This is a genomic window from Sinorhizobium sp. RAC02 (assembly GCF_001713395.1).
Classification (GTDB): domain Bacteria; phylum Pseudomonadota; class Alphaproteobacteria; order Rhizobiales; family Rhizobiaceae; genus Shinella.
On sequence record NZ_CP016450.1, the window covers coordinates 3918398 to 3942862 of the forward strand.

21 protein-coding genes are annotated in these 24465 nt (G+C 63.3%); 14 read left to right on the plus strand and 7 right to left on the minus strand.

Annotated features, from left to right (window positions below; all coding sequences use genetic code 11):
* The first annotated feature begins 22 nt into the window (after positions 1–22).
* Entirely contained in the window at positions 23–1333 is a 1311-nt protein-coding gene (xylA, locus tag BSY16_RS18745) for a xylose isomerase (RefSeq protein ID WP_069061075.1), read from the plus strand.
* A 319-nt stretch (positions 1334–1652) separates the two neighbouring features.
* On the plus strand, positions 1653–3161 hold the full coding sequence (locus BSY16_RS18750; protein ID WP_069061076.1) for a methyl-accepting chemotaxis protein: 1509 nt from the start codon (positions 1653–1655) through the stop codon (positions 3159–3161).
* Positions 3162–3167: 6 nt separating this feature from the next.
* Here the strand turns inward: BSY16_RS18750 and BSY16_RS18755 are convergent, their stop codons facing one another.
* Entirely contained in the window at positions 3168–4199 is a 1032-nt protein-coding gene (locus tag BSY16_RS18755) for a LacI family DNA-binding transcriptional regulator (RefSeq protein WP_069061077.1), read from the minus strand.
* 220 nt (positions 4200–4419) lie between these two features.
* Here BSY16_RS18755 and BSY16_RS18760 point away from each other — a divergent pair, with 220 nt between their 5' ends.
* The 5 genes from BSY16_RS18760 to BSY16_RS18780 all read left to right on the plus strand — a co-directional run bounded on the left by BSY16_RS18760 (position 4420) and on the right by BSY16_RS18780 (position 10495).
* Positions 4420–5946, plus strand: a complete 1527-nt coding sequence (locus tag BSY16_RS18760) for a sugar ABC transporter ATP-binding protein (RefSeq protein WP_069061078.1) — start codon at positions 4420–4422, stop codon at positions 5944–5946.
* A gap of 48 nt (positions 5947–5994) precedes the next feature.
* A complete protein-coding gene (locus tag BSY16_RS18765; protein ID WP_069061079.1) occupies positions 5995–7005 on the plus strand; it encodes an ABC transporter permease in 1011 nt (336 codons plus the stop codon).
* Positions 7006–7109: 104 nt separating this feature from the next.
* The gene (locus BSY16_RS18770; RefSeq protein WP_069061080.1) at positions 7110–8063 is read left to right on the plus strand and encodes a substrate-binding domain-containing protein; all 954 of its coding nucleotides are present in this window, start codon (positions 7110–7112) and stop codon (positions 8061–8063) included.
* A gap of 181 nt (positions 8064–8244) precedes the next feature.
* On the plus strand, positions 8245–9297 hold the full coding sequence (locus BSY16_RS18775) for a sugar phosphate isomerase/epimerase family protein (protein ID WP_069061081.1): 1053 nt from the start codon (positions 8245–8247) through the stop codon (positions 9295–9297).
* A 13-nt stretch (positions 9298–9310) separates the two neighbouring features.
* Positions 9311–10495: a Gfo/Idh/MocA family protein gene (locus BSY16_RS18780; RefSeq protein ID WP_069061082.1), complete on the plus strand. Its 1185-nt coding sequence runs from the start codon at positions 9311–9313 to the stop codon at positions 10493–10495.
* 48 nt (positions 10496–10543) lie between these two features.
* On the opposite strand, the gene BSY16_RS18785 is transcribed toward BSY16_RS18780, so the two are convergent.
* Complete coding sequence (locus BSY16_RS18785; RefSeq protein ID WP_083242947.1) at positions 10544–11449, minus strand: HD-GYP domain-containing protein; 906 nt, start codon at positions 11447–11449, stop codon at positions 10544–10546.
* A gap of 895 nt (positions 11450–12344) precedes the next feature.
* On the opposite strand from BSY16_RS18785, the gene BSY16_RS18790 reads away from it, so the two are divergent.
* Positions 12345–13718: a GH1 family beta-glucosidase gene (locus BSY16_RS18790; protein ID WP_069061083.1), complete on the plus strand. Its 1374-nt coding sequence runs from the start codon at positions 12345–12347 to the stop codon at positions 13716–13718.
* 79 nt (positions 13719–13797) lie between these two features.
* Positions 13798–15993, plus strand: a complete 2196-nt coding sequence (locus BSY16_RS18795; RefSeq protein ID WP_069061084.1) for a putative bifunctional diguanylate cyclase/phosphodiesterase — start codon at positions 13798–13800, stop codon at positions 15991–15993.
* Here the strand turns inward: BSY16_RS18795 and trhO are convergent, their stop codons facing one another.
* Together trhO and BSY16_RS18805 are read right to left on the minus strand one after the other, a co-directional pair.
* Complete coding sequence (trhO, locus tag BSY16_RS18800; RefSeq protein ID WP_069061085.1) at positions 15994–16932, minus strand: oxygen-dependent tRNA uridine(34) hydroxylase TrhO; 939 nt, start codon at positions 16930–16932, stop codon at positions 15994–15996.
* 54 nt (positions 16933–16986) lie between these two features.
* Positions 16987–17472: a CYTH domain-containing protein gene (locus BSY16_RS18805; RefSeq protein WP_069061086.1), complete on the minus strand. Its 486-nt coding sequence runs from the start codon at positions 17470–17472 to the stop codon at positions 16987–16989.
* Positions 17473–17625: 153 nt separating this feature from the next.
* On the opposite strand from BSY16_RS18805, the gene BSY16_RS18810 reads away from it, so the two are divergent.
* The 4 genes from BSY16_RS18810 (at position 17626) to BSY16_RS18825 (ending at position 20085) form a co-directional block, all read left to right on the plus strand.
* Positions 17626–18264: a 2-dehydro-3-deoxy-phosphogluconate aldolase gene (locus BSY16_RS18810; protein WP_069061087.1), complete on the plus strand. Its 639-nt coding sequence runs from the start codon at positions 17626–17628 to the stop codon at positions 18262–18264.
* Positions 18265–18391: 127 nt separating this feature from the next.
* The gene (locus BSY16_RS18815; protein ID WP_069061088.1) at positions 18392–19084 is read left to right on the plus strand and encodes a tellurite resistance TerB family protein; all 693 of its coding nucleotides are present in this window, start codon (positions 18392–18394) and stop codon (positions 19082–19084) included.
* A 99-nt stretch (positions 19085–19183) separates the two neighbouring features.
* Positions 19184–19876, plus strand: a complete 693-nt coding sequence (locus BSY16_RS18820; protein WP_069061089.1) for a GNAT family N-acetyltransferase — start codon at positions 19184–19186, stop codon at positions 19874–19876.
* Positions 19873–20085 (plus strand): hypothetical protein, encoded by a 213-nt coding sequence (locus tag BSY16_RS18825; protein WP_069061090.1) that lies wholly within the window; start codon positions 19873–19875, stop codon positions 20083–20085. Before BSY16_RS18820 ends, BSY16_RS18825 begins: the two co-directional genes overlap by 4 nt.
* Here the strand turns inward: BSY16_RS18825 and BSY16_RS18830 are convergent.
* The 3 genes from BSY16_RS18830 to BSY16_RS18840 form a co-directional block, all read right to left on the minus strand.
* Positions 20082–21086: a nickel/cobalt transporter gene (locus tag BSY16_RS18830; protein ID WP_069061091.1), complete on the minus strand. Its 1005-nt coding sequence runs from the start codon at positions 21084–21086 to the stop codon at positions 20082–20084. The genes BSY16_RS18825 and BSY16_RS18830 overlap by 4 nt on opposite strands.
* Entirely contained in the window at positions 21080–21721 is a 642-nt protein-coding gene (locus BSY16_RS18835; RefSeq protein WP_069061092.1) for a DUF1007 family protein, read from the minus strand. Before BSY16_RS18835 ends, BSY16_RS18830 begins: the two co-directional genes overlap by 7 nt.
* 96 nt (positions 21722–21817) lie before the next feature.
* A complete protein-coding gene (locus BSY16_RS18840) occupies positions 21818–22723 on the minus strand; it encodes a LysR family transcriptional regulator (RefSeq protein WP_069061093.1) in 906 nt (301 codons plus the stop codon).
* A 598-nt stretch (positions 22724–23321) separates the two neighbouring features.
* Here BSY16_RS18840 and odc2 point away from each other — a divergent pair.
* Positions 23322–24455: an ornithine/lysine decarboxylase gene (gene odc2, locus BSY16_RS18845; RefSeq protein WP_069061626.1), complete on the plus strand. Its 1134-nt coding sequence runs from the start codon at positions 23322–23324 to the stop codon at positions 24453–24455.
* The last annotated feature ends 10 nt before the right edge of the window (positions 24456–24465 follow it).

A 24465-nucleotide genomic window follows, 5' to 3' on the forward strand; every position in this document is an offset into this window, starting at 1 on the left:
GAACACTCAAGAGGAGACATCCATGGCCACCGGCTTTTTCGGCGACATTGCCAAGATCAAGTATGAAGGTCCTGACAGCACCAATCCGCTCGCCTTCCGCCACTACAACCCCGACGAAATCGTCGCGGGCAAGCGCATGGAAGATCACCTGCGCTTTGCCGTCGCCTACTGGCATACCTTCGTCTGGCCGGGCGGAGACCCCTTCGGCGGCCAGACCTTCGAGCGCCCGTGGTTCGAGGATTCGATGAAGGCTGCGAAGCTGAAGGCCGACGTGGCTTTCGAATTCTTCCAGCTGCTCGGCGTGCCGTTCTACTGCTTCCACGACGCGGACGTGCGCCCGGAAGGTAAGGATTTCGTCGAGAACACCAAGAACCTCAACGAGATCGTCGACTATTTCGAGAAGAAGCAGGCCGAGACCGGCGTCAAGCTGCTCTGGGGCACCGCCAACCTCTTCTCCAACCGCCGCTACATGGGCGGTGCCGCGACCAATCCGGATCCGGACGTCTTCGCGTTCGGGGCCGCGACGGTCAAGACCTGCATCGACGCCACGCATCGCCTGGGCGGTGACAACTACGTGCTGTGGGGCGGTCGCGAAGGCTACGAGACCCTGCTCAACACCAACATCGGCCAGGAGCTTGACCAGCTCGGCCGCTTCGTCAACATGGTCGTCGAGTACAAGCACAAGATCGGCTTCAAGGGCGCCATCCTCATCGAGCCGAAGCCGCAGGAGCCGACCAAGCACCAGTACGACTACGACGTCGCGACGGTGTTCGGTTTCCTCAAGAAATACGGCCTGGAAAACGAGGTGAAGGTCAATATCGAGCAGGGCCACGCCATCCTGGCCGGCCACTCCTTCGAGCACGAGCTGGCGCTTGCCAATGCGCTTGGCATCTTCGGCTCCATCGACATGAACCGCAACGACTACCAGTCCGGCTGGGACACCGACCAGTTCCCCAACAACGTGCCGGAAATGGCGCTCGCCTTCTATCAGGTTCTCGCGGGCGGCGGCTTCACCACCGGCGGCACGAACTTCGACGCCAAGCTGCGCCGCCAGTCGATCGATCCGGCGGACCTGCTGATCGGTCACATCGGCGGCATGGATTGCTGCGCCCGCGGCCTGAAGGCGGCGGCGAAGATGATCGAGGACAAGGCGCTGTCCGGCCCGCTCGCCGAGCGCTATGCCGGCTGGCAGACCGCGCCCGCGAAAAACATCCTGGCTGGTGGTTCGTCGCTGGAGGCGCTGGAAGCCTATGTGCTGAAGGCCGGCGTCAACCCGCAGCCGCGCTCCGGCAAGCAGGAACTTCTGGAAAACGTGGTCAACCGCTACGTTTGAGCGGTGTATAAAAGAGTAAGCGAAGGGCGCCTTGGGCGCCCTTCTGCGTTTCTGGTGTTCGCCCGCTCACGCTACGATAGTATTACTAGATAACGTTACGTAATGCGCATCTTTAATCTGTAGGCGGTTGTGCCGCCTCGGAATTTTTTCGGAAAAATTCGCTATTGACGACCGTATTCTTGATGGATCGCAATTTCACGACACATCTATATTTTAGGCCTACAGATTTTATTTACCATCCGCCGTGAAGAATCGACAACACCAGAAGTTGTCGTGGCTCGACTTCTGGTCGCCGACAGGTGGCCACGAGGATTTTCCCATGTCAGCGCAGGACGCCAAGACCCAGCAACTGAACGAGCGCCTCCAGTTCGTCGATCTCGACACCGCCCAGCGCGCCGCGCTGAAGCGGGCGCTGCCGACCATTTCCGCCTCCTTGGATGGCGCGCTCGACACCTTCTACCGCAAGGCGCGCGCGACGCCCGAGACGGCGCGGTTCTTCGCGAGCGAGGCGCATATCCAGAGCGCCAAGGGCCGGCAGGTCAGGCACTGGGAATTGATCGGCTCGGCCACGTTCGACACGCACTATGTCGATGCCGTCACGATGATCGGCAAGACACATGCCCGCCTGGGGCTGGAGCCGCGCTGGTACATCGGCGGCTACGCGCTGATCCTCGAAGCGATCGTCGAGAGCGTCGTCGCAAAACACCTCGAAGGTTTCCTGTATCGCACGAAGGCAGCGGCGCTCGGTGCGGAGATCACCGCCATCGTCAAGGCGGCGCTGGTCGACATGGACTATGCGATCTCGGTCTATCTCGATGCGCTTCAGGAAGAGCGCGAAAAGGCGGAGGCCGAGCGGCAGGTCCGCAATGCCGAACAGGAAGAGGCGCTGAGCGCCCTTGATACCTCGCTCAACCGCCTCGCCGGCGGCGACCTCACAGCCGCCATCACCAACCCGCTTGCCCCGCAGTTCGAGGGCCTGCGCACCAATTTCAACGCGGCGATCGCAAGACTGGACGATACGCTCGGCGCAATCGTTACCGCCGCGGAGGATGCGGCGGGCAACTCCGGCGAGCTGGTGAATGCGACGGACGACATGGCCAAGCGCACCGAGCAGCAGGCGGCCTCGCTGGAGGAAACCGCGGCCGCCGTAGAAGAGATCACCACCATTTCCCGCGAGGCTGCGCAACGCGCGCAGGAGGCGCGCCGCGTCGTCGGCGGCGCGACGGAGGAGGCGACGCGCTCCGGCGCGGTCGTCGAGCAGGCGGTTTCGGCGATGGGCGCGATCCAGGATTCCTCCGGCAAGATCACTCAGATCATCGGCGTCATCGACCAGATCTCCTTCCAGACCAACCTTCTGGCATTGAACGCGGGCGTCGAGGCGGCGCGGGCGGGCGAGGCGGGCAAGGGCTTTGCCGTCGTCGCGCAGGAGGTGCGGGAGCTGGCGCAGAAATCGGCGGAAGCGGCTAAGGAGATCAAGTCGCTGATCGACAAGTCCTTCGCCGACGTGCTGCTCGGCGTGTCGCTGGTCAACAAGACGGGCGAGGCGCTGCATCACATCGGCGAGCAGGTCGTGCACATCAACGGCCATATCGACGCGATCGCCAATTCCGCCCGCGAACAATCGGCCGGTATCGCCGAGATCAACACGGCCGTCGGCAGCATGGACCAGATGACGCAGCAGAACGCCGCAATGGTCGAACAGACCAATGCCGCTACCCACAACCTGATGCAGATCAGCACGACGCTGAAGGGGCTTGTCGATCGTTTCACGGTTTCGGCGCAACGCAGCGAGCGGGCGGTCAGCCCGGCCCGGCGGCGCTACGGTTGACCGGGGCTAGCGGGACTGAAAACGCCGCGCCGGTGCGGAGACGGAGTTGCGCACGATGAGGTCCGGCCGGAGCAGGATTTCGGTGTCCGGTGGTTCGCTGCCGGACAGCAGTTCCAGGAGAAGCGCCATGGCGCTCTTGCCGATCGCCGTGCGCGGCTGGCGGATGGTGGTGAGCGAGGGCGTCATGAAGGTCGCCTGCGGCACGTCGTCGAAGCCGGTCACGGAAAAATCGGCGGGAATGTCATAGCCGCGTGCGCTCAGCCCGATCATCACGCCGATCGCCGTCTGGTCGTTGACGCACATGAAGGCGCTCGGCAGCGTGTCGCGCATGAAGAGCTGTTCGAGCGCCAGGCGCCCGCTCTCGATCGTGCCGTCCCCTTCGAGGATGATGCGCTCGCCGACCGGCACGCCGGCCGCATCCAGTCCCTCGTCATAACCCTGCCGGCGGCGGCTATAGGCGAGCCGCGTGCGCGAATCACCGATGAAGGCGATCTTGCGATGGCCTTCCGCGATCAGCAGGTCGACAGCCTTGCGCGCACCCTCGATGTCATCGACGCCGACATAGGGAATGCCGCCATTGTAGACCGGCTCGAACACCCCGACGCAGGGCGGCAGGCGCGCCGTCATGGACTGGTGCCCGAAGGGCAGGATGCCGGTGAACAGGATCAGCCCGGCCGCCTGGTTGGAATTCAGGAATTTCAGATATTCCAGCCCGCGCTGCGGGTCGTTGTGGGTATGGCCGATCAGGATGCCGTAGCCGTGTGAGCGCGCCTCGTTTTCCAGGCCGACCAGGATGTTGGAGAAGTTCGGGTCGCCGATATCGGGGGCCACGACGAGGATCATGTTCGACCGGCCAAGCCGCAGGCTGCGTGCCATGGCATTGGTCGTATAGCCGGTGATGGCGATCGCCTGGTTGACCTTCAGCCGCGTCGAATTCGCCACCTTTTCCGGCATGTGGATCGCCCGGGACACGGTCGCGATGGAGACCTGCGCAATCCGCGCAACATCTTCGATCGTGGCGGGGCTGGAGGTCGACAAACTGGCTCTCACTTAGCAGCGGCAATTCCGGCAAAGGGTAGGGCGGCTTGCGATGGAACTGCGAAAACGAACGATTTGCGGGGGACACTACACAGACTGGACTGAGGGTCAAACGGCGCTTGCTGGAAATTCCTGATATCCAATGATGTAAACCTTTACATACGGAGTGTAAAGGTTTACATCATTGCCCAAGCGGTCGAGGAGCCGCAGGGAGGAAATCATGAATCCGGACGCTGCCGACGGGGCTCCCGTCGTTCTTTCTGCACGCCGCATCAGCAAGTCTTTCAGCGGTGTGCAGGTGCTTTTCAGCGTCAATTTCGAGCTGCGTGCCGGCGAGATTCATGCGCTCATGGGTGAGAACGGCGCCGGCAAGTCGACGCTCGTCAAGATCCTTTCGGGCTTCGAGCAGCCGACTTCGGGCGAGATCCTGCTCGACGGCCAGTCGGTGAAATTGCCGGCAAACGGCCAGGCCGAGCAGCTCGGCATCGTCATCATCCACCAGGAATTCAACCTCGCCGAACACCTGACCGTCACCGAGAGCCTGTTCCTCGGTCGCGAGATCACGCGTTTCGGCGTGCTCGACCGCAAGTTTATGCGTGCGGAAACCCGACGCGTGCTCGACCAACTCGGCTCGCATGTCGACGAGAATGCCCTGATCAGTTCGCTCTCCATCGCCGACAAGCAGATGGTGGAGATCGCCAAGGCGATCAGCCGCGATGCGCGCATCATCTTCATGGACGAGCCGACCGCCGTATTGTCGCGCGAGGAAACCAACTACCTGTTCCGGCAGGTGCGCAAGCTGCGCGAAAAGGGCACGTCCTTCGTCTTCGTCTCGCACAAGCTGGACGAGGTGATGGAACTCACCGACCGGGTCACGGTGCTGCGCGACGGGCAATGGATCAAGACGGCCCCGACCAGCATTCTCGATGGCGAATCGATCGCCCAGCTCATGGTCGGGCGCGAGCTTTCGAGCCTCTACCCGGCCAAGCAGGAGCCGAGCGTCGACGAAGAGGTGACGCTCGCGGTCGAGGGACTGACGACGAACTACGTCAAGGATGCCAGCTTCGAGGTCCGCAAGGGCGAGATCCTCGGTTTCTCCGGGCTCATCGGCTCCGGTCGCACGGAACTGATGGAGGCTGTTGCGGGCCTGCGCTCGCGCCTTTCGGGGGAGGTCTCGGTGCGCGGCGAAAGCGTGCCGGGCGACGATGTGCATGCCGCCAACCGCCTCGGCATCGCCTACATGACCAAGGACCGCAAGCACAAGGGCCTGCTTCTGAACTCCCGCATGACGGCCAATCTCACGCTGCAATCGCTGGAGAAACACGGCCAGTACGGCTACCTCAGCCCGAAGAGCGAGGCCGAGGCGCTGGAGCGGGCGCGCCGGCGTTTCGATATTCGCGTGCGCGACGGGCGCGTCGTCGCCGGCCGCATGTCGGGCGGCAACCAGCAGAAGCTGCTGCTCGCCAAGGTCATGGAGACCGAGCCGGACATCATCATCATCGACGAGCCGACGCGCGGCATCGATGTGGGCACCAAGCAGCAGATCTACCACTTCATTTCCGCGCTCGCCCGCGATGGCAAGTCGATCGTCGTCGTCTCCTCCGAGATGCCGGAGATCATCGGGCTGTGCACCCGCGTCGCCGTCATGCGCGAAGGGCGGATCGTCGGCATTCTCGAAGGCGAGGAAATCTCCGAACAGGAGATCATGCGCTATTCGGCAGGGTTGAAGAAGAAGGCGGCTGCCTGAGCCAAAGGCCGGCGGCGGAACAACAACAATTTCAGGTCGGGGACGAATATGACGGCAGGTGACGACACGGTCGAAACGAAGGCGAGGGGCCGCAGCTGGCGGGATGTCGATCTGAGGGCGGTCGCGCCCTTTGCCGCGCTCGCGCTGCTGCTCATCGTCGGCGCGCTGGTGAACCCCAACTTCATCGGCATCAACAACCTGGCGAACGTTGCGACGCGCAGCGCCTTCATCGCGATCATCGCGGTCGGCGCCACCTTCGTCATCTCGTCGGGCGATCTCGATCTCTCCGTCGGCGCCATGGTCGCCTTCGTCGCCAGCCTCATGATCCTCTTCATGAATTCCGGGGTGATCGCCGATCCCTCGCTCATGCTGACGGTCGCGATCGTGCTGACGCTCGTCATCGGCGCAAGTTGCGGCTTTCTCAACGGCCTCATCACCACCGTGGGCAAGATCGAGCCCTTCATCGCAACGCTCGGCACGATGGGCATCTATCGCGGCCTTACCACCTGGCTCTCCCAGGGCGGCGCGATCACGCTGCGCGAACCGGAATTGCAGGCGCTCTACCGCCCGGCCTATTTCGGCTACATCCTGGGCGTGCCGGTGCCGATCGTCGTCATCTTCACGGTGACGGCCATCGCCGCCTTCATCCTCTACCGCACGCGCTATGGCCGTCATGTCGTCGCCGTCGGCTCGAACAGCGATGTCGCGCGCTATTCCGGCATTCCGGTCAACCGCGTGCGCACCATCGCCTTCGTCATCCAGGGTCTCTGCGTGGCCATCGCCGTGCTGCTCTATGTGCCGCGCCTCGGCTCCACCTCGGCCACGACAGGCATTCTCTGGGAGTTGCAGGCGATCACCGCGGTCGTCGTGGGCGGCACAGCGCTGAAGGGCGGGGCGGGCCGTGTCTGGGGCACGATCTGCGGCGCCTTCATTCTCGAACTGGTCGGCAACATCATGCTGCTCTCCAACTTCATCAGCGAATATCTGATCGGGGCCATCCAGGGCGCGATCATCATCATCGCGATGCTCGTCCAGCGCTCGCTGGTGCGCAAGTCGTAAGCCAAGCCATTACCGCAAGAGCCTCAAACGCTTTTGCGGGGGGACTAGCCGGGTCCACAGGTCGCCCGGCCACGAAGGAAAGACCTGATTTTGGGAGGAAATTCATGCGCAAGAAACTATTGGGCCTGACGGTCGCGGCAATGGCGCTCGTCGCCGGCGTCGTGCACGCACAGGAAGAAAAGAAGGTCACGATCGGCGTCTCGATCCCGGCCGCCGACCATGGCTGGACCTCGGGCGTCGTCTTCCACGCCGAACGCGTCGCCAAGCTTCTTATGGCGCGCAATCCGGGCCTCAACGTCATCGTCAAGACCTCGCCGGATCCGGCAAGCCAGGCGAATGCTGTGCAGGACCTCGAGACGCAGGGCATCGACGCGCTCGTCATCCTGCCGACCGATCCGGATCCGCTGGTCAACGCCATCAAGGAAGTGAAGGGTAAGGGCACGTTCGTCGCTCTCGTCGACCGTGCGCCGAGCACCAACGACAACACGGTGCGTGACCTCTACGTTGCCGGCAACAACTTCGCACTTGGCCAGACGGCCGGCGAATACATCAAGACCACCACGCCGGAAGCCGAAGTCGTCGTCATCCGCGGCATGCCGATCCCGATCGACCAGGAGCGCCAGGACGGCTTCGACAAGGGCGTCGAAGGCTCCGGCGTCAAGATCCTCGACCGCCAGTACGGCAACTGGAACCGCGACGACGCCTTCAAGGTCATGCAGGACTACCTGACCAAGTACCAGAAGATCGACGTCGTATGGTGCCAGGACGACGACATGGCTGTCGGCGTTCTCCAGGCCATCGAGCAGGCCGGCCGCAAGGACATCCAGTATGTCATCGCCGGTGCCGGCTCGAAGGAAATGATCAAGAAGGTCATGGATGGCGACAAGATGATCCCGGTCGACGTGCTCTATCCGCCGGCAATGGTTGGCACGGCGCTCGAGATGACCGTCGCCAACTTCTACGGCCAGGTTCCGGTGCGCGGCGTCTACACGATCGACGCGACGCTGGTGACCAAGGACAATGCGAAGGAATTCTACTTCCCGGATTCGCCGTTCTGATCTGACGAAAACCAGGCCGCCCGGGGCATGATGCCCCGGGCGGTTTTTCTTGCCCCTTGCCCACAATTTCACATTGCCCGCCCCGCCAAAGGCCGTTAGCTTTTCACGCGCTGCGGTACGTACCGCAAAAATATTCAAGACTGGCCGCGCGGACGGCCGCGTCCATGGGAGGAAGTCACCGATGAAGACGATCAAGGGCCCGGCCCTGTTTCTTGCGCAGTTCGCGGGCGATGCCGCGCCGTTCAATTCCTGGGACTCGATCACCAAATGGGCCGCCGACATTGGCTACAAGGGCGTGCAGGTTCCGAGCTGGGATGCGCGCTTCATCGACCTGAAGAAGGCCGCCGCCTCCAAGACCTATTGCGACGAGTTCGCCGGCAAGGCGCGTGAAAACGGCGTCGAGGTCACCGAACTTTCCACCCATCTGCAGGGCCAGCTTGTCGCCGTGCACCCGGCCTATGACGAGGCCTTCGATGGTTTTGCCGCGCCCGAAGTGCGCGGCAATCCAAAGGCGCGCCAGGAATGGGCCGTCGAGCAGGTGAAGATGGCGCTCACCGCCTCGAAACACCTCGGCCTCGATGCCATGGCCAGCTTCTCCGGTGCGCTCGCCTGGCCTTTCGTCTATCCTTGGCCGCAGCGCCCCGCCGGCCTCGTCGAGACCGCCTTCGACGAACTAGCAAAACGCTGGAAGCCGATCCTCGACCATGCCGAGGAGAACGGCGTCGATATCTGCTACGAAATCCATCCGGGCGAAGACCTGCACGACGGCATCACCTACGAGATGTTTCTGGAGCGCACCGGCAACCATGCCCGTGCCTGCATGCTCTACGACCCCTCGCACTATGTCCTTCAGTGCCTCGACTATCTCGACAATATCGACATCTACAAGGACCGCATCCGCATGTTCCATGTGAAGGATGCGGAGTTCAATCCGACCGGCCGGCAGGGCGTCTATGGCGGCTATCAGGGGTGGGTCAACCGCGCCGGCCGCTTCCGTTCGCTCGGTGACGGCCAGGTCGATTTCGGCGCCGTCTTCTCCAAGATGGCTGCCAACGATTTCGCCGGCTGGGCCGTGGTCGAATGGGAATGCGCGCTGAAACATCCGGAGGACGGCGCCCGCGAAGGCGCGGAATTCGTCAAGGCACATATCATCCGCGTCACGGAAAAGGCGTTCGACGATTTTGCCGATGCCGGCACGGATGACGCCGCCAACCGGCGCATGCTCGGGCTTTAAGGAGGAATACAGGATGGCAATCGAAGGAAGCGCAAGCGAAACGCGGGAACGCCGCATCCGGCTCGGCATGGTCGGCGGCGGCTCCGGCGCCTTCATCGGCGCGGTGCACCGCATCGCCGCCCGGCTCGACGATCACTATGAGCTTGTCGCCGGCGCGCTCTCGTCCTCGTCGGAAAAGGCCGAGCAGTCGGCGCGCGAACTCGGGCTCGATCCCTCGCGCAGCTATGGCAGCTTCAAGGAAATGGCGATCCGCGAGGCCAAGCTGAAGAACGGCATCGAGGCGGTGGCGATCGTTACGCCCAACCACGTGCATTACGAGGCCGCGAAGGAATTCCTGAAGCGTGGCATCCACGTCATTTGCGACAAGCCGCTCACCTCGACGCTTGGCGATGCGCGCAAGCTGAAAAAGCTGGCGGAGGAGAGCGATGCGCTCTTCGTGCTCACCCACAACTACACGGGCTACCCCATGGTCCGCCAGGCGCGCGAGATGGTGGCGAACGGCGAACTCGGCCCGATCCGTCTCGTGCAAATGGAATACCCGCAGGACTGGCTGACCGAGGACATCGAGAGCAGCGGCCAGAAGCAGGCCGCCTGGCGCACCGACCCGACCAAGTCGGGTGCCGGCGGCTCCACCGGCGACATCGGCACCCATGCCTATAATCTCGGCTGCTTCGTCTCCGGTCTCGAACTGGAGGAACTGTCCGCCGATCTCGACAGCTTCGTGGCCGGCCGTCGCCTCGACGACAACGCCCATGTCATGCTGCGCTTCAAGGAGAAGGACGGCGCGCGCGCCAAGGGCATGCTGTGGTGCAGCCAGGTGGCGCCCGGTCACGAGAATGGCCTCAAGGTGCGCGTCTACGGCACCAAGGGCGCCCTCGAATGGGTGCAGGCCGATCCGAACTACCTCTGGTACACGCCCTTCGGCGAGCCGAAGCGCCTCATCACCCGCAATGGTGCCGGTTCGGGCCCTGCTGCCGCGCGCATGAGCCGCGTGCCCTCCGGCCACCCGGAAGGCTATCTCGAAGGCTTTGCCAACATCTATTCCGAAGCTGCCCGCGCAATCTATGCCAAGCGTAGCGGCGCCGCGGCCGATCCCGCCATCGTCTATCCGACGGTGGATGACGGCCTGAAGGGCATGCTCTTCGTCGATGCCTGCGTGCAGTCGTCGAAGAAGAACGGGGCCTGGGTCAAGGTCTGATCAGTCTTCGCCAGCGGCCGCCGCGTCATCGCGGCGGTCACGGCTGTGTCAGGAAAAGATGCTGCCGAGGCGAATGACCAGTTTCTTGTCGAACAGTTGTCCGCGGTCGAACATCCAGTTCAGCGCGTCGCGCGTCGTCCAGGCCCGCTTGTAGGGGCGCGCACTCGTCAACGCTTCGAAGACGTCGCAGACGGTGGCAAGGCGGATTTCCGGGCTGAGCTGCTCCGCCTTCAGGCCGAGTGGATAGCCGCTGCCGTCGAGCACCTCGTGATGGAACCGGCAGATGTCGAGGGTCAGCTCCGAGACATTGCCCTGTTCTTTCAGCAGCCGGTAGCCGACCTCCGGATGGTTGCGAACCACGCGCCGTTCCTCTGCTTCCAGGCTACCCGTCTTGTTGAGAATGGCGTTCGGTATCATGAGCTTGCCGACATCGTGCAGCAGGCCGGCAACGCCCAGTTCCCGCACCAGGTCTTCGTCGTAGTCGAGCAGGCCGGCGAGCTTCATCATCAGGGCGCTCACCGCCAGCGAGTGCACATAGGTCCCCTCGTCCTTGGTCTTGAGGCGGGTGACCTTGAGGAAAACCTCCGGCGACGCGTCGATGCGTTCGGAAATCTCCCCGGCGACTGGACCCAGCGTATCGATCTGCAGGTTGCCGGAGCGAACGGCATCGAAACTGTTGCGCAGGGCGCTTGCCGCCTGTGCGACGGTTTCCTGCGTGCGGCGGCGCTCTTCAGCCTTCAGATCGGCGGCTTCGTCGATATCGATCGTGCTTCTCTGCGGATTGACCAGCGCATAGGCCGCCGACGTCGCGAGGATCGCGCGCACGGTCTCATCGGATTGCACCAGGAACCGCCGGCCGGCGAATTCCGCATTCGGGCATTCGACGGATTCGATGAACATGCCTTTTCGAACGAGATTCTTGGGTATTCGCCGTACCACGCGCCAGATCTCCATCTCTGCATGGGCACTTTAGAGGAAGACTTCCTAACCGTCGTTTAAGGAATACCTGTTTTAGAGCTTGGCTTTTGTCAAATTGCTGCTGGGTGAAGGGAAAGCTTGCAAGCGCCCCGGATGGTCTTTCTCCGTCAAAGACTGATGAGCGCGAAGGGCGGCTTCCGAGCAGCAGTCTTGGCAAACACGGGTATGCCGCTCCGATTTTGTCAGCCGCTTTCCGGGGAAAAATCCCGAACTTTTCCCCACCCTGCAAATCCGTGCCTACAATCCTGTCATCCCGCTAGAGGATACGCTGCCAGGCGTGGCAGTCAGGCGGGATCGGCGCTTTCGGTGCGGGAAGGACGTGAACCTTCACCGGAAGGGCCTGCGGAAAATGGTCTCCCTCCGGCGACACGGGGGAAACGGCAGGGCATCGGACAGACCCTGTCGTTTCACGCCCGAACGGCGCGCCGGATGTGCCTGTGCGGCACGCAAGGAGGTTGGGTCTGGCGGATGCGTCGGCATCGTCCGCCGGGATGGCAGCAGTCCGGAAGGGGCAAACCCCTTTCCGTCCACAATGTCCTCAAGGTGAGGTCTTGCGCGGCGAAAAATCGGAACGGCCCATCCCGGAAACCGGCGGCAGACATCCACCGGCACCGGCCTTTGCAGAGAGACCGGAGTCGCAGGCAAAAACCGCTGAACGGGGCGCTGAAAGGTGCCACATACACTCACTTTTACGAGGCAGCTTCCAGCGCCCCGTCCGATGCTTCAAAAACCCACGGGCGAAGATTCCGCCGCGTGGATGTTCCTGCATGCGATCATCATTGCACGGTTGACTTTTCGTTCAATGGCTTTACTGCAACGTTGCAGGTTCCCGCAACGCCGCGTTTGTCTCCCCAGTTTCAAGAGAAAGCCGATGATCGATCCCAAGACCCTTGCCGAGCGTTTTCCCGGTGATTTCGTGTTCGGCGTGGCGACAGCCGCCTTCCAGATCGAGGGCGCGACGAATTTGGATGGCCGCAAGCCGTCGATCTGGGATGCCTTTTCCAACATGCCCGGCCGGGTCTTCGGCCGGCACAATGGCGATGTCGCCTGCGATCATTACAATCGCCTGGAGCAGGATCTGGACCTCATCCAGTCGCTCGGCGTCGAGGCCTATCGCTTCTCCATCGCCTGGCCGCGCATCATTCCGGAGGGCACCGGGCCGGTGAACGAGAAGGGGCTGGATTTCTACGACCGCCTCGTCGATGGTCTGAAGGCGCGCGGCATCAAGGCCTTCGCCACGCTCTACCATTGGGACCTGCCGCTGATGCTGGCCGGCAATGGCGGCTGGACGGCGCGGTCGACGGCCTATGCCTTCCAGCGCTATGCAAAAACCGCCATCGCCCGCCTCGGCGACCGGCTGGATGCGGTGGCGACCTTCAACGAGCCCTGGTGCTCCGTCTGGCTCAGCCATCTCTACGGCATTCACGCGCCCGGCGAACGCAACATGGATGCGGCGCTATACGCTCTGCATGTCACCAACCTGGCGCACGGCCTTGGCGTCGCGGCCATCCGTTCCGAGCGGCCGGATCTGCCGGTCGGCCTCGTGCTGAATGCCCACCAGACCTATGCCGGCAGCGACAGCGCGGCGGACCAGGCCGCTGCCGCCCGCGCCTTCGATTTCCACAACGGCATCTTCTTCGGCCCGGTCTTCAAGGGCGAATATCCGGAAAGCTTCCTCTCCGCGCTTGGTCATCGCATGCCGCAGATCGAGCCGGGCGACATGGAAACGATCAGCCAGCCGCTCGACTGGTGGGGGCTGAACTACTACACGCCCATGCGGGTTTCGCATGATCCGTCGGAAGGCGCCGTCTTCCCCGCCACGCTGCCCGCGCCGCCCGTTGCCGACGTCCAGACGGATATCGGCTGGGAAGTCTATGCGCCGGCGCTTGGCGATCTCATCCGCAAGCTCAATGCGGCCTATGCGCTGCCGGATTGCTACATCACGGAAAACGGCGCCTGCTACAATATGGGCGTCGAAAACGGCATGGTCGACGACCAGCCGCGCCTCGACTACATCGCTGAACATCTCGGTGTCACCGCCGACCTGATCGGCGAGGGTTATCCGATGCGCGGTTACTTCGCCTGGAGCCTGATGGACAATTTCGAATGGGCGGAAGGCTACCGCATGCGCTTCGGCATCGTGCATGTCGACTACGACACGCAGGTGCGCACGATAAAGAAGAGCGGCCAATGGTACGGTGAACTCGCCGGCCAGTTTCCGAAGGGCAACCACCGGACGGCCTGATACCGTTCGCATTGTCGTTCGCACCGTAAAGGATTCATAACGGTTCTGCCGCATCATCGTTCTTCGGCCGGAGAAGACGATGCTGCGACTTGCGCGCCACCTTTCGAGCATGATCGGCGCCAGACGACTAGCGGTCGTGCTGGGCGTGCTTGCGTCCTTTGCCGTCGTCGTCAGCCTTGCCACCATTCTCGTCATGATGGCGCTCGGCTTTCTCGCCAACCGGGCAAACGAGCTGGATGAGGAACGTACGCGCCAGGCGGTGTTCGGCTCCCTCTCGTCACTGCGCAGTTCCATGGTCACGACGGTGCGCGACTATGCGGTCTGGGACGATGCCGTGCAGGCCATCTATGGTCAGGCCGACATGCCCTGGCTTGTCGCCAATTTCGGCCTTGCCACCGAGGGCGGTCCGCTTTTCGATACGGTTTTCCTCGTCGATGAAAACGGCCGTACCATGCTTGCCTATCGAAACGGCGCGCCGCTGGAGGCGGATGCGCATTCCTATGGTGGCGCGGTGTTTGCGGATCTTTACGACAAGGTCATCAAGGCAGGGCTGGAGCCCGGCGAGGAGCTCGGGGCCTTCCTGCGCACGCCGCATGGCCCTGCCGTTGCCGCCGTGTCGGCCATCCGCCCGATTTCCGATGCGGTAAAGGCGCCGGCGGGTGCCCTTCGCACACTCTTCATCATCCGCCACCTGTCGCCCGCACGGATCGCGCGGATCGCCGACAACTTTCTGATTTCCGGGCTTATGATGACGGAAGATGAGCCCGCGAAAGGTTCGGCCGTGCCCCTCACCAATCCCGGCGGAACGGTGCTCGGCTACCTGTCCTGGACGCCGGACGCGCCGGGCGACAAGAGCTACGCGCAGGTGCGCCCGCTGGTTCTGCTGGCGCTGGCCGGGGTCATCATCTTCTTCGTGCTGCTGGTGCTGACCGGCGCCGCCTTCGTCATCCGCCTCAAGGCAGATGAGAACGCGGCGCGCAGGCAGGCCCTGACCGATCGCCTGAGCGGCCTTCGCAACCGCACCGGCCTCTATCTCGGTCTCGATGAACTGAATGCCTGCGCCGTCCAGGACGAGCGCGACGTCGTACTGCTCTATCTCGACCTCGACGGCTTCAAGGACGTCAACGATTTCTACGGCCATGCGGTCGGCGACCGGTTGATCCGCGGCGTCTCGGCCGGGCTGGCCCGCCTTGTTCTGCCCGGCACCCTGCTCGCGCGCATCGGCGGCGATGAATTCGCCATCGCCTTCCTCGGTTCGGCGGATGGTCCGGAAGCCGAGCGGTTGACGCGGTCCATCCTCGATTTCTTTGCCGAACCCTTTGCCATTGGCGAGCGTGTCGCCATCGTCGGCGCCAGCATCGGCCTTGCCGTGTCGCGCAAGGGGACCGTGGGTGGCGAGGAGCTTCTGCGGCGGGCGGATGTCGCCATGTACCGGGCAAAACATGCCGGGCGTGGCCGCGTCATGCACTATGAAACGCTGATGGACGACGACCGCGACGAGCGACGCGAGATGGAGGATGCGTTGCGGACGGCCGTGGCGCGCGGCGAGATCGACGTCGTCTTCCAGCCGATCGTCAAGGCGCGTGGCCGTGAGATCTGTGGCGTGGAGGCGCTCGCACGCTGGTATCGCGGCGGGACCGTGTCGGTGCCGCCGGACGTGTTCATTCCACTCGCAGAGGCGACCGGCGTCATCGATGCGCTCGGGCCGCTCGTGCTGCGCCGCGCCTGCGAGGCGGCGCGCAACTGGCCTGATATCGGCATTTCGATCAATGTCTCGCCGGCGCAGTTCCGCAATCCCTATTTCCCGGATCAGGCGCTGGCGATCATCGAGGCTGCGGGCATCGAGCCGTCACGCGTCACGCTGGAGATCACCGAGGGTTACTTCATTCAGAATCCCGGCCGCGCGAAGCTTGTCATGGACCGGCTGAAGGTCGGTGGCGTGCGCATTGCGCTCGACGATTTCGGTGCTGGTTTCTCCAGCGTCGGTTATCTCATCCGCTTCGGTTTCGACCGGATGAAGATCGACCGGTCGCTCACCATAGCGGGCGAGCAATCGGTGAAGGGCGGCGCGATGCTGCAGGCAACGGTGGCGTTGGCCGCTTCGTTCGACATGCCGGTGACGGCCGAAGGCGTGGAGACCGGCGAGCAGGCCGCTTTCCTGCATCTCTGCGGCTGCGATCAGCTTCAGGGGTACTTCTTCGGCAGGCCGATGAGCGAGAAGGCGATCAGCGAACTGCTCGCCCCGCCGGCCGCCGTGCAGGCGGCGGCCAGTTGATCACTTGCCGAGATGGCGTTCGCCGCGCTTGCGGGCGAGATCCATCTGTTTCTGGCGCTGGCGAAAGCGCAGCCGGTCGTCTTCACTCCGGGTCGTGTGGCAATGCGGACAGGAAACACCGGCCTCGTAGAGCGGCGAGGTGACGTCTTCGGCGGTCAGCGGATGGCGGCAGGCGCGGCAAAGCTTGTGCTCGCCTTCCTCCAGCCCGTGCAACACGGAGACGCGCTCGTCGAACACGAAGCAGGCGCCTTCCCACAGGCTTTCGTCCGCCGGCACCTCTTCGAGATATTTCAGGATGCCGCCCTTGAGGTGGTAGACCTCGTCGAAACCCTCTTCCTTCATGAAGGCGGTCGCCTTCTCGCAACGGATGCCGCCGGTGCAGTACATGGCAATCTTCGGCTTGTTGTGCAGGCCGGCATTGTTGCGCACCCAGTCCGGAAATTCGCGGAAGGTCTTGGTGTTCGGATCGACGGCGCCCTTGAACATGCCGATCGCCGTCTCGTAGTCGTTGCGCGTATCGATGACGATCGTGTCCGGATCGGAAATCAGCGCGTTCCAGTCCTCCGGCGCCACATAGGTGCCGACGGACCGGGTGGGGTCGATATCCTCGACGCCCATGGTGACGATCTCCTTCTTCAGCCGCACCTTCATGCGCAGGAAGGGCATGTCGCTCGCAAAGCTTTCCTTGTGCTCCAGCCCGGCAAATTCCGGCTGGCTGCGCAGGAAGGCGAGCACCGTGCGGATGCCGGCATGCGGCCCGGCGATCGTGCCGTTGATACCCTCATGGGCGAGCAGCAGCGTGCCGCGCACGCCGTTTTCCTCGCAGAGCGCCTGCAAGGGCTCGCGCAGGTCCGCGAAACGCGGCACCGAGACGAAATGGTAAAGCGCGGCGACAAGGAACGTGCCGTCTTCCGCGGGCAGGGAGGTTTCGTTTGTCATGGCCGCCACATACAGCTTTGGCGCATTTCAGGCAATGCGGCGCTCTGTAGCGCCTCAGGCGAGCTGGTGCAGGCTTGCGCCATTGCTGGCGCCGAGCGCCATCGACTGGTTGGAATACTGGCTCTCGCCGGTCACTTCGCGGCCCACCCAGTTCGGCAGATGCGGCTCCTCTTGGATCGAGGCAAGCTCGACCTCGGCGATAACGAGGCCTTTGTGGGCGCCGCCATAGACGTCGATTTCCCAGACATGGCCTTCGTGCGGCACCTTGTAGCGTACCTTTTCGATGACGTTGCCGATGGCGTGGCGCAGCATGTCCTCCGCCTCGTCGCGGTCCACATCATATTCGTACTCGTCGCGAACGAGCACTGCATGGCCGATTTTCAGGGTGATGCGTGCCTTGCCGTCGCCGTAGATGCGGACACGAAGCGATCGGTCCTCCTGGGCGACGATATAGGCCTGCCGTATGGCGATGCCTTCGTCTGCGAAGGTACGCCATCGCTGGCCCGATACCAGGAACTTACGCTCGATCTCTTTTGCCACAGGCACGCTTTCGCTGTTGGAGATAGGCTTAGGCGAGCGGAACACTACACGATAAGTGTGTCATGACAAGGCCATGAATCATGCTTTAGGCTCGACACGACGTCGCAGACGCGGTATTCGGATCCAAATTCAATCGTTTTAAAAGGTCGTGCCATGAGCGAGAAAAACGCCAAGCTCCTTTCCGTCCTGAAGCTGCAGCCAGTGGTGCCGGTGCTGGTCATCGATGATCTCAAGACGGCCGTTCCGCTGGCGCGAGCGCTCGTCGCCGGCGGCCTGAAGGCGATCGAAATAACGCTGCGCACGCCGGCCGCGCTCGAGGCGATTCGTGCGGTTGCCAACGAGGTCGAGGGCGCCGTCGCCGGTGCCGGCACGATCCTCAATGCCGCGCAGTTCGAGGCCGCCGTCGAGGCCGGCTCGCAGTTTATCGTCAGCCCCGGCACGACGCAGGAGCTGATCGATGCGGCGAACGATTCCGACATTCCGCTTCTGCCGGGTGCCGCCACCGCCAGCGAGGTCATGGGCCTGCGCGAAGAGGGCTATCAGGTGCTGAAATTCTTCCCGGCCGAACAGGCGGGTGGTGCGGCCTACCTGAAATCGCTGTCCTCGCCGCTTGCCGGCACGCTGTTCTGCCCGACCGGCGGCATTTCGCTGTCGAATGCCCGCGACTATCTTTCGCTGCCGAACGTCGTCTGCGTCGGCGGCTCGTGGGTGGCGCCGAAGGAGCTTGTCGCCAAGGGCGACTGGGCCGGCATTACCAAGCTCGCGGCGGAAGCCGCAGCACTCAAGGGCTGAGACAGGTTCAACGGAATTGCAGACGGGCGGCCCTTGGTCGCCCGTTATGCGTTTGTAATTCAGGACGTGCATTCCTATCTTGCCTTGCAGTCGGCCCCTGCGGTGACAAGAGAAACGGAGACGCCCTATGTTTGACGCCAAGAAGTTGCTTGACCAGTTCCTCGGTTCGCAGGTGCCCGGTGCCGGCGGATCGGTGCGCGACCGCGCCGGCCAGGTCACCCAGCTCGCCAAGGACAATCCGCTTGCCTCGATCGCCATTGCCGGCGTGCTGCTCGGCACGGGCACCGGCCGCCAGGTGGCGGGCTCCGCGCTGAAGCTCGGCAGCCTCGCCGCCATCGCCGGCCTCGGCTACCAGGCCTACAAGAACTACAAGGCCGGCCAGAATCCCGTCGAGACCACACAGGGCACGACCCCGGAACTCCTGCCGCCGCCGACCGATTCCGGCTTCCACCCCGAAGCCGTCAGCACCGATTTCGCGCTCATCCTCGTTCGCGCCATGATCGCCGCCTCGCGCGCCGATGGCCATATCGACGAAGCCGAGCGCGCCCGCATCATGGACAAACTGAAGGTCTCCGGTCTCGGTGCCGATGCCGCGCAGTTCCTGGAAGACGAGCTTGCCAACCCGGTCGATCTCGACGCGATCATTTCGGCCGCGACGACCGAAGAGCAGCGTGTCGAACTCTATACGGCCTCGCGCCTTGCCATCGAGCCGAAGTCGCGCGCCGAACGCGGCTATCTCGACTTGCTCGCCGGCCGCCTCAACCTGCCGGATGCGCTGGTCGACCATATCGAGGCGACGGTTTCCGCCGCCACCGTCTAAGACTTGCCGGGGAGCGGCCGAACGCCGCTCCCTGCTTTCCACATTGCGCGGACAGGCCGCCTGTTCTATCCCTTCGGCAACGATCGAAGGAGAATTTGCATGCGCGATCTCACAGACTGGAAGGGTTGCCCGCCACCGGCACCCGTTACGCTTGAAGGCCGCACCGTGCGCCTGGAGCCCTACGACCGCGCCAAACACCTTCAGGCCCTCTGGGATACTTTCGGCGGCATGGCGATCAACCCGTTGCTGCGCTATTTCGCACAGGCCGATTTCACCGGCATTGAAGGGTTCGATGCGTGGTCCGAGGCGGTGATCAAATCCGGCTGGGTGCGCGAGGTCATGGTCGACAAGGCAAGCAACACGGTGGTGGGCATGGCGCATTACATGCGGCCCGACCCGGCAAACGGCGTCGTCGAGATCGGCGGCATTGCGCATGGCCCCAGCATGGCCCGCTCGCCCCTCTCCACCGAGGCGCAGTATCTTCTGGCCAAACATGTCTTCGAAGATCTCGGCTACCGCCGCTACGAGTGGAAGTGCCACAACGGCAATGCGGCAAGCAAACGCACCGCTACCCGCCTCGGCTTCACCTTCGAGGGCGTCTTCCGCCAGCACATGCTGTCGAAGGGCGAGAACCGCGACACCGCCTGGTTCTCGATCATCGATGGCGAGTGGCCAGCCGTCGCCAAGGCGTTCGATGCCTGGCTTTCTCCGGATAATTTCGATGCCGATGGCCAGCAGAAGCGCAAGCTGGAAGACATCCGCGCCGAGATCGCCAAGGCGGACGCGGCATGAGCGAGGAAAACAAGGGAAAATCGGCAGCGCTCGCGGCGTTTTTCATCCTGCTCGGCACAGGCGTGGTGTTCTACTTCCTGCCGCGCGTCATGATCGCCCTTGGCGACGTCTCGCCGTGGCTGGCGGGCGTGTTCGGCACGCTGATGGTGCTCGCTTTCTTCCTGCTGTTCTGGCTCAGGGCGCGCTACCAGCGTAATCGCGGGAACTAGGCCTGTAGTGAGGCTCCAAGCAGGAGCATCCCCAGAACCATCACCAAAGCTGCGCCGCCGATTTCGATGGCGGTGCCGATGCGCTGGCCGGCCGAACCGTTGCCGGCGAAGCGTACGGCCGCACCCTTGGCGGTGACGGCGAGGGTGGCGAGCGTCGACACCGTGATGGCCGTGCCGATCGACATGGCGAAGACGGCGAGCAGGCCGCCCAGATACAGGCCGTTGAGGAGCGCGAAGCTCAGCACGATCAGTGCGCCGGAGCAGGGGCGCAGCCCCACCGCGACGATGGCGGACCAGGCTTCGCGCAGCGCGAAACGCTCGCCTTTCAGCAGGGAAGGATCGGGCGCGTGGGCATGGCCGCAGGTCGAGCAGACTTCGCCTGCATGATGGTGGTGACCGTGCTCGTGATGATGATGGTCATGGACCTCGACCGCCTGGGCGCCGAGCGCAGAGGCGCGCCGGCTGGCCGGCCACAGTTTCCTGAAGAGCAGCCAGGCGCCGAAGAGCGTGATGAGGGCGTAGCTGCCGATTTCGAGCGCGCGGGTGGCGTCGGTCATCGACACCGTGGTGCCGCGCAGGAAGAGAAAGGCCGCGCCGACCAGCAGGATGGCGACGATGCCCTGGAGGATCGAGGAGAGGAAGGAGAGCAACACGCCGCGCTTCAGCTCCACCTCGTTTGCTAGCATGTAGGACGAGATGACGGCCTTGCCATGGCCGGGGCCGGCGGCGTGGAAGACGCCGTAACCGAAGGACAGCGCCACCAGCGTCGAGGCTGCCCAGGGGTTCGTGCGCATCTCCTTCAGTGCGCCGGTCATCAGCCGGTAAAATCCCTGCTGCTGCGCGTTGATCCAGCCGAACAGGCTGCCGAAGGTGCCGGTCGTATTGAAGCCGGGTTCCGCCGAGCCGATGCCGAGCGGTGACTGGGCATGGGCCAGGGTGGCCGTGGCCACGACGGCGAGCGTTACGGTGGCGAGGGCAAGGGCGCGTCCGCGGGTCAGCATGACATCTCCAGACGGGTGGCGAAGAGTTTCGACATGTCGGTGCCGGCCGGATCGTTGAAGAAGGCTTCCGTCAGGCTGTCCTGGTTCTGGGCGAGCACTTCGTCCGCATCGGGCCGCACCACCGCGCGCGTGCAGGCGGAAAACTTGTCGCCGACGGCGACGAGGTCGTCATCGGAGGCAAAATCCATCGCCGCATACATGGTCGGATCGTAGACGCCGAAGGTGAGCTTGCCCTTGAGCGGCATCACTTCGCCCGGCTTGACGGAGAAGAACATCAGGAGCTGGCCGTCCTTGAAGTCGACATTGATCGCGTCGGGCTTTCCGACCTTGATGGTTTTTCCGTCCTCGGTGATCGTCGTGTAGTAGCTGAACTCTTCAAGCGATTCGAGAACGGTCTTGCCGACCTCGGCCAGTTCGTCCGGGTCGAGCACGGCATTGCTGTTCTTGTCGAAGTCCATCACGACGCTTGCGGAAAACATGTCGTCGAAGCGCCAGACATTGCGCAGCTCGCTGACCGTGCCGTCTTCGCCGGCCACGACTTCCAGTCGCGCCTCGGCAAAGATGTGCGGATGGGCAAACGCCACAGCCGGGGCGATGAAGGCTGCTCCGGCAACGAGAAGGGGGAGCAATCGCATCGGTTTGTGTCCTCTCGAAGCGGCGGGGCGGTCTTCAGAATCGTCCGGTTGAATGTAACGCAAATGGGTCGGAATTGGGACCTTACCAGCGCTGCATTACGCCTCGATGCCAGGATTGCGGCGGAACCAGGCGTGCAGGAAATCGACGAAGGTGCGGACCTTCGCGGGCAGGTAGCGGCGGTGGGGGTAGATCGCGTAGATGCCGCGGTCGGTCGGCAGATAGTCTTCAAGGATCGAGACGATGCGGCCGGAATCGAGGCAATGGCGGGCGATGAAGGCCGGTACCTGCGCGACGCCGAGGCCGCTTGCGGCAGCACGCACCGCCGCCGTCGGGCTGTTCACCTCGATATGGCCGCTGACAGGAACGCTGAAGCCCGCGCCCTTGTCGTCAACGAAGCGCCAGTTGCTGTGCGACTTGCCATTGGTGTCGATGATGCAGGGCAGGCGGGCAAGGTCGCTTGGATGGTTGATCGGGCCGGCCTGTGCGAGAAACTCCTCGCTCACGCAGATCTTCAGGTAGAAGTCCCCGAGCTTGCGGGCGATGAGCGCCGAATCTTCAAGCTTGGTGATGCGGACTGCGACATCGAAGCCCTCCTCCACCAGATCGACGAAGCGGTCGTCCGAGACGATTTCCAACGAAAGTTCTGGATGCTCCTTGCCGAAGTCGATGAGTGACTGGCCGATATCGGCATCCACAAAGGTGCGCGGGGCGGAAACTTTCAGCTTGCCGCGCAGGTCCGTGTTCTTTTCGCGCACGAGATCGGCGAGGTTGTCGATCTCCTTCAGGATGTCGGAGGCAGTGCGGTAATAGGTATGGCCGGCCTCGGTCATCGAGAACTGGCGGGTGGTGCGGTTGAGCAGCAGGGTGCCGAGTTCGTCCTCCAGCTCGCGCACATATTTGGAAAGCAGCGCCTTGGACCTCCCGGTCTTGCGCGAGGCCGCGGAAAAACCCTCGGCGTCGACGACGTCGATGAAGGCCCGGATTCGGGTCAATGTGTCCATGTATCCCCACTCGACTGTCGCGCCGCATTGCCGGAAATGCAAAGGTGGCGCAGGGCCGGCCGAAACGTGATGGCCGGTGCGTTATAACCATGCTTTGAAACTACGTTTCGCGAATGTCGTGGCTGGGAGGATATTTTCAATAGCGAAATGCAAAAAACCTCTTGATTGCGACAGCGATTCTTCTTATCTCCCCCTTGCCCAAAGTCGCACGTGCCTGTGGGTGTCCGCCGACCCTCGATTTGGTGAGGAACTCGGTAAGGTACCTGGAACTAACCCCTCCAGTCGTTTCTCCGGCCAACCGGAAGAGCGAGGACATCTTGAAGCAACGACGGTGCGGGCCTTTCTGGTGTCTGCCGGCTTTCCAACAGCCGGGGTTACTGAAGAGGCACACCTTCATTGCCGGACGTGCGGTCGGGTTCTCCCACCAATCAAAGGCAGACAAAGCCGAATTGAAGCCTAGGCGGGCTTCGGTTCACCGATCGCGCATGATGCGCATGCTTGGTTCCGGGGTCTCCACCGGCTGGTTCCAGAGCGTGCTCGCATCCTGCCCTTTGTCCTCCGGGTTTCCCGGAGCAACCTGGATATGGGGAATACCGAAATGGCGACTGCACGTATTATCGACTTCCTGAACACCCGACGTCCCGACGGCCCGTGCCTCGTGGTCGACCTCGATGTCGTGCGTGACAATTTCAAGGCGTTCCGCCACGCGCTGCCCGACAGCTCGATCTACTATGCCGTGAAGGCAAACCCGGCGCCGGAAGTCCTGCGCCTGCTCGCTTCCATGGGCTCCAACTTCGATTGCGCGTCCGTCGCCGAAATCGAAATGGCGCTCGATGCCGGTGCCACCCCGAGCCGTATCTCCTTCGGCAACACGATCAAGAAGGAGCGCGACGTTGCCAAGGCGCATGCGCTCGGCGTTTCGCTCTTCGCGGTCGACAGCCATGAGGAAGTCGAGAAGATCGGCCGTGCCGCTCCGGGTGCCCGCGTGTTCTGCCGCGTCCTGACCGATGGCGAAGGTGCCGAATGGCCGCTGTCGCGCAAGTTCGGTTGCGTGCCGCAGATGGCCGTCGACGTGCTCGTCTACGCCCACCAGAACGGCCTCGTCTCCTACGGCGTGTCGTTCCATGTCGGCTCGCAGATGACGAAGCTCGACGCCTGGGATGCGGCCCTTGCCGATGCCAAGCGTGTCTTCGTGCAGCTTGCCAAGCAGGGCATCGAGCTCAAGATGGTCAACATGGGCGGCGGCTTCCCGACGAAGTACCTGCGCGACGTTCCGTCGGCTGAAGCCTATGGCAAGGCGATCTTCGGTGCGCTGAAGAAGCACTTCGGCAACCAGATCCCGGAAACCATCATCGAGCCGGGCCGCGGCATGGTCGGCAATGCGGGTGTGATCAAGGCGGAAGTCGTTCTCGTCTCGAAGAAGTCGGACAACGACAACCACCGCTGGGTCTTCCTCGACATCGGCAAGTTCGGCGGTCTCGCCGAAACCATGGACGAGGCGATCCGCTACCCGATCCGCACCGCGCGCGATCAGGACGAGATGGAGCCCTGCGTGCTTGCCGGCCCGACCTGCGATTCGGCCGACGTGATGTACGAGAAGAACATGTATCCGCTGCCGATTACCCTTTCGATCGGCGACGAGGTTCTGATCGAGGGCACCGGCGCCTACACGACGACCTACTCGGCCGTCGCCTTCAACGGCTTCGAGCCGCTCAAGGCCTACGTCATCTAAGCCTATCGGT

What these genes read in the sequence shown, in the direction of transcription:
- xylA (WP_069061075.1), top strand. Translation starts at nt 23, where the DNA reads ATGGCCACCGGCTTTTTCGGCGACATTGCCAAGATCAAGTATGAAGGT.
- BSY16_RS18750 (WP_069061076.1), top strand. Translation starts at nt 1,653, where the DNA reads ATGTCAGCGCAGGACGCCAAGACCCAGCAACTGAACGAGCGCCTCCAG.
- BSY16_RS18760 (WP_069061078.1), top strand. Translation starts at nt 4,420, where the DNA reads ATGAATCCGGACGCTGCCGACGGGGCTCCCGTCGTTCTTTCTGCACGC.
- BSY16_RS18765 (WP_069061079.1), top strand. Translation starts at nt 5,995, where the DNA reads ATGACGGCAGGTGACGACACGGTCGAAACGAAGGCGAGGGGCCGCAGC.
- BSY16_RS18770 (WP_069061080.1), top strand. Translation starts at nt 7,110, where the DNA reads ATGCGCAAGAAACTATTGGGCCTGACGGTCGCGGCAATGGCGCTCGTC.
- BSY16_RS18775 (WP_069061081.1), top strand. Translation starts at nt 8,245, where the DNA reads ATGAAGACGATCAAGGGCCCGGCCCTGTTTCTTGCGCAGTTCGCGGGC.
- BSY16_RS18780 (WP_069061082.1), top strand. Translation starts at nt 9,311, where the DNA reads ATGGCAATCGAAGGAAGCGCAAGCGAAACGCGGGAACGCCGCATCCGG.
- BSY16_RS18785 (WP_083242947.1), bottom strand. Translation starts at nt 11,449, where the DNA reads ATGGAGATCTGGCGCGTGGTACGGCGAATACCCAAGAATCTCGTTCGA.
- BSY16_RS18790 (WP_069061083.1), top strand. Translation starts at nt 12,345, where the DNA reads ATGATCGATCCCAAGACCCTTGCCGAGCGTTTTCCCGGTGATTTCGTG.
- BSY16_RS18795 (WP_069061084.1), top strand. Translation starts at nt 13,798, where the DNA reads ATGCTGCGACTTGCGCGCCACCTTTCGAGCATGATCGGCGCCAGACGA.
- trhO (WP_069061085.1), bottom strand. Translation starts at nt 16,932, where the DNA reads ATGACAAACGAAACCTCCCTGCCCGCGGAAGACGGCACGTTCCTTGTC.
- BSY16_RS18810 (WP_069061087.1), top strand. Translation starts at nt 17,626, where the DNA reads ATGAGCGAGAAAAACGCCAAGCTCCTTTCCGTCCTGAAGCTGCAGCCA.
- BSY16_RS18815 (WP_069061088.1), top strand. Translation starts at nt 18,392, where the DNA reads ATGTTTGACGCCAAGAAGTTGCTTGACCAGTTCCTCGGTTCGCAGGTG.
- BSY16_RS18820 (WP_069061089.1), top strand. Translation starts at nt 19,184, where the DNA reads ATGCGCGATCTCACAGACTGGAAGGGTTGCCCGCCACCGGCACCCGTT.
- BSY16_RS18825 (WP_069061090.1), top strand. Translation starts at nt 19,873, where the DNA reads ATGAGCGAGGAAAACAAGGGAAAATCGGCAGCGCTCGCGGCGTTTTTC.
- BSY16_RS18830 (WP_069061091.1), bottom strand. Translation starts at nt 21,086, where the DNA reads ATGCTGACCCGCGGACGCGCCCTTGCCCTCGCCACCGTAACGCTCGCC.
- BSY16_RS18835 (WP_069061092.1), bottom strand. Translation starts at nt 21,721, where the DNA reads ATGCGATTGCTCCCCCTTCTCGTTGCCGGAGCAGCCTTCATCGCCCCG.
- BSY16_RS18840 (WP_069061093.1), bottom strand. Translation starts at nt 22,723, where the DNA reads ATGGACACATTGACCCGAATCCGGGCCTTCATCGACGTCGTCGACGCC.
- odc2 (WP_069061626.1), top strand. Translation starts at nt 23,322, where the DNA reads ATGGCGACTGCACGTATTATCGACTTCCTGAACACCCGACGTCCCGAC.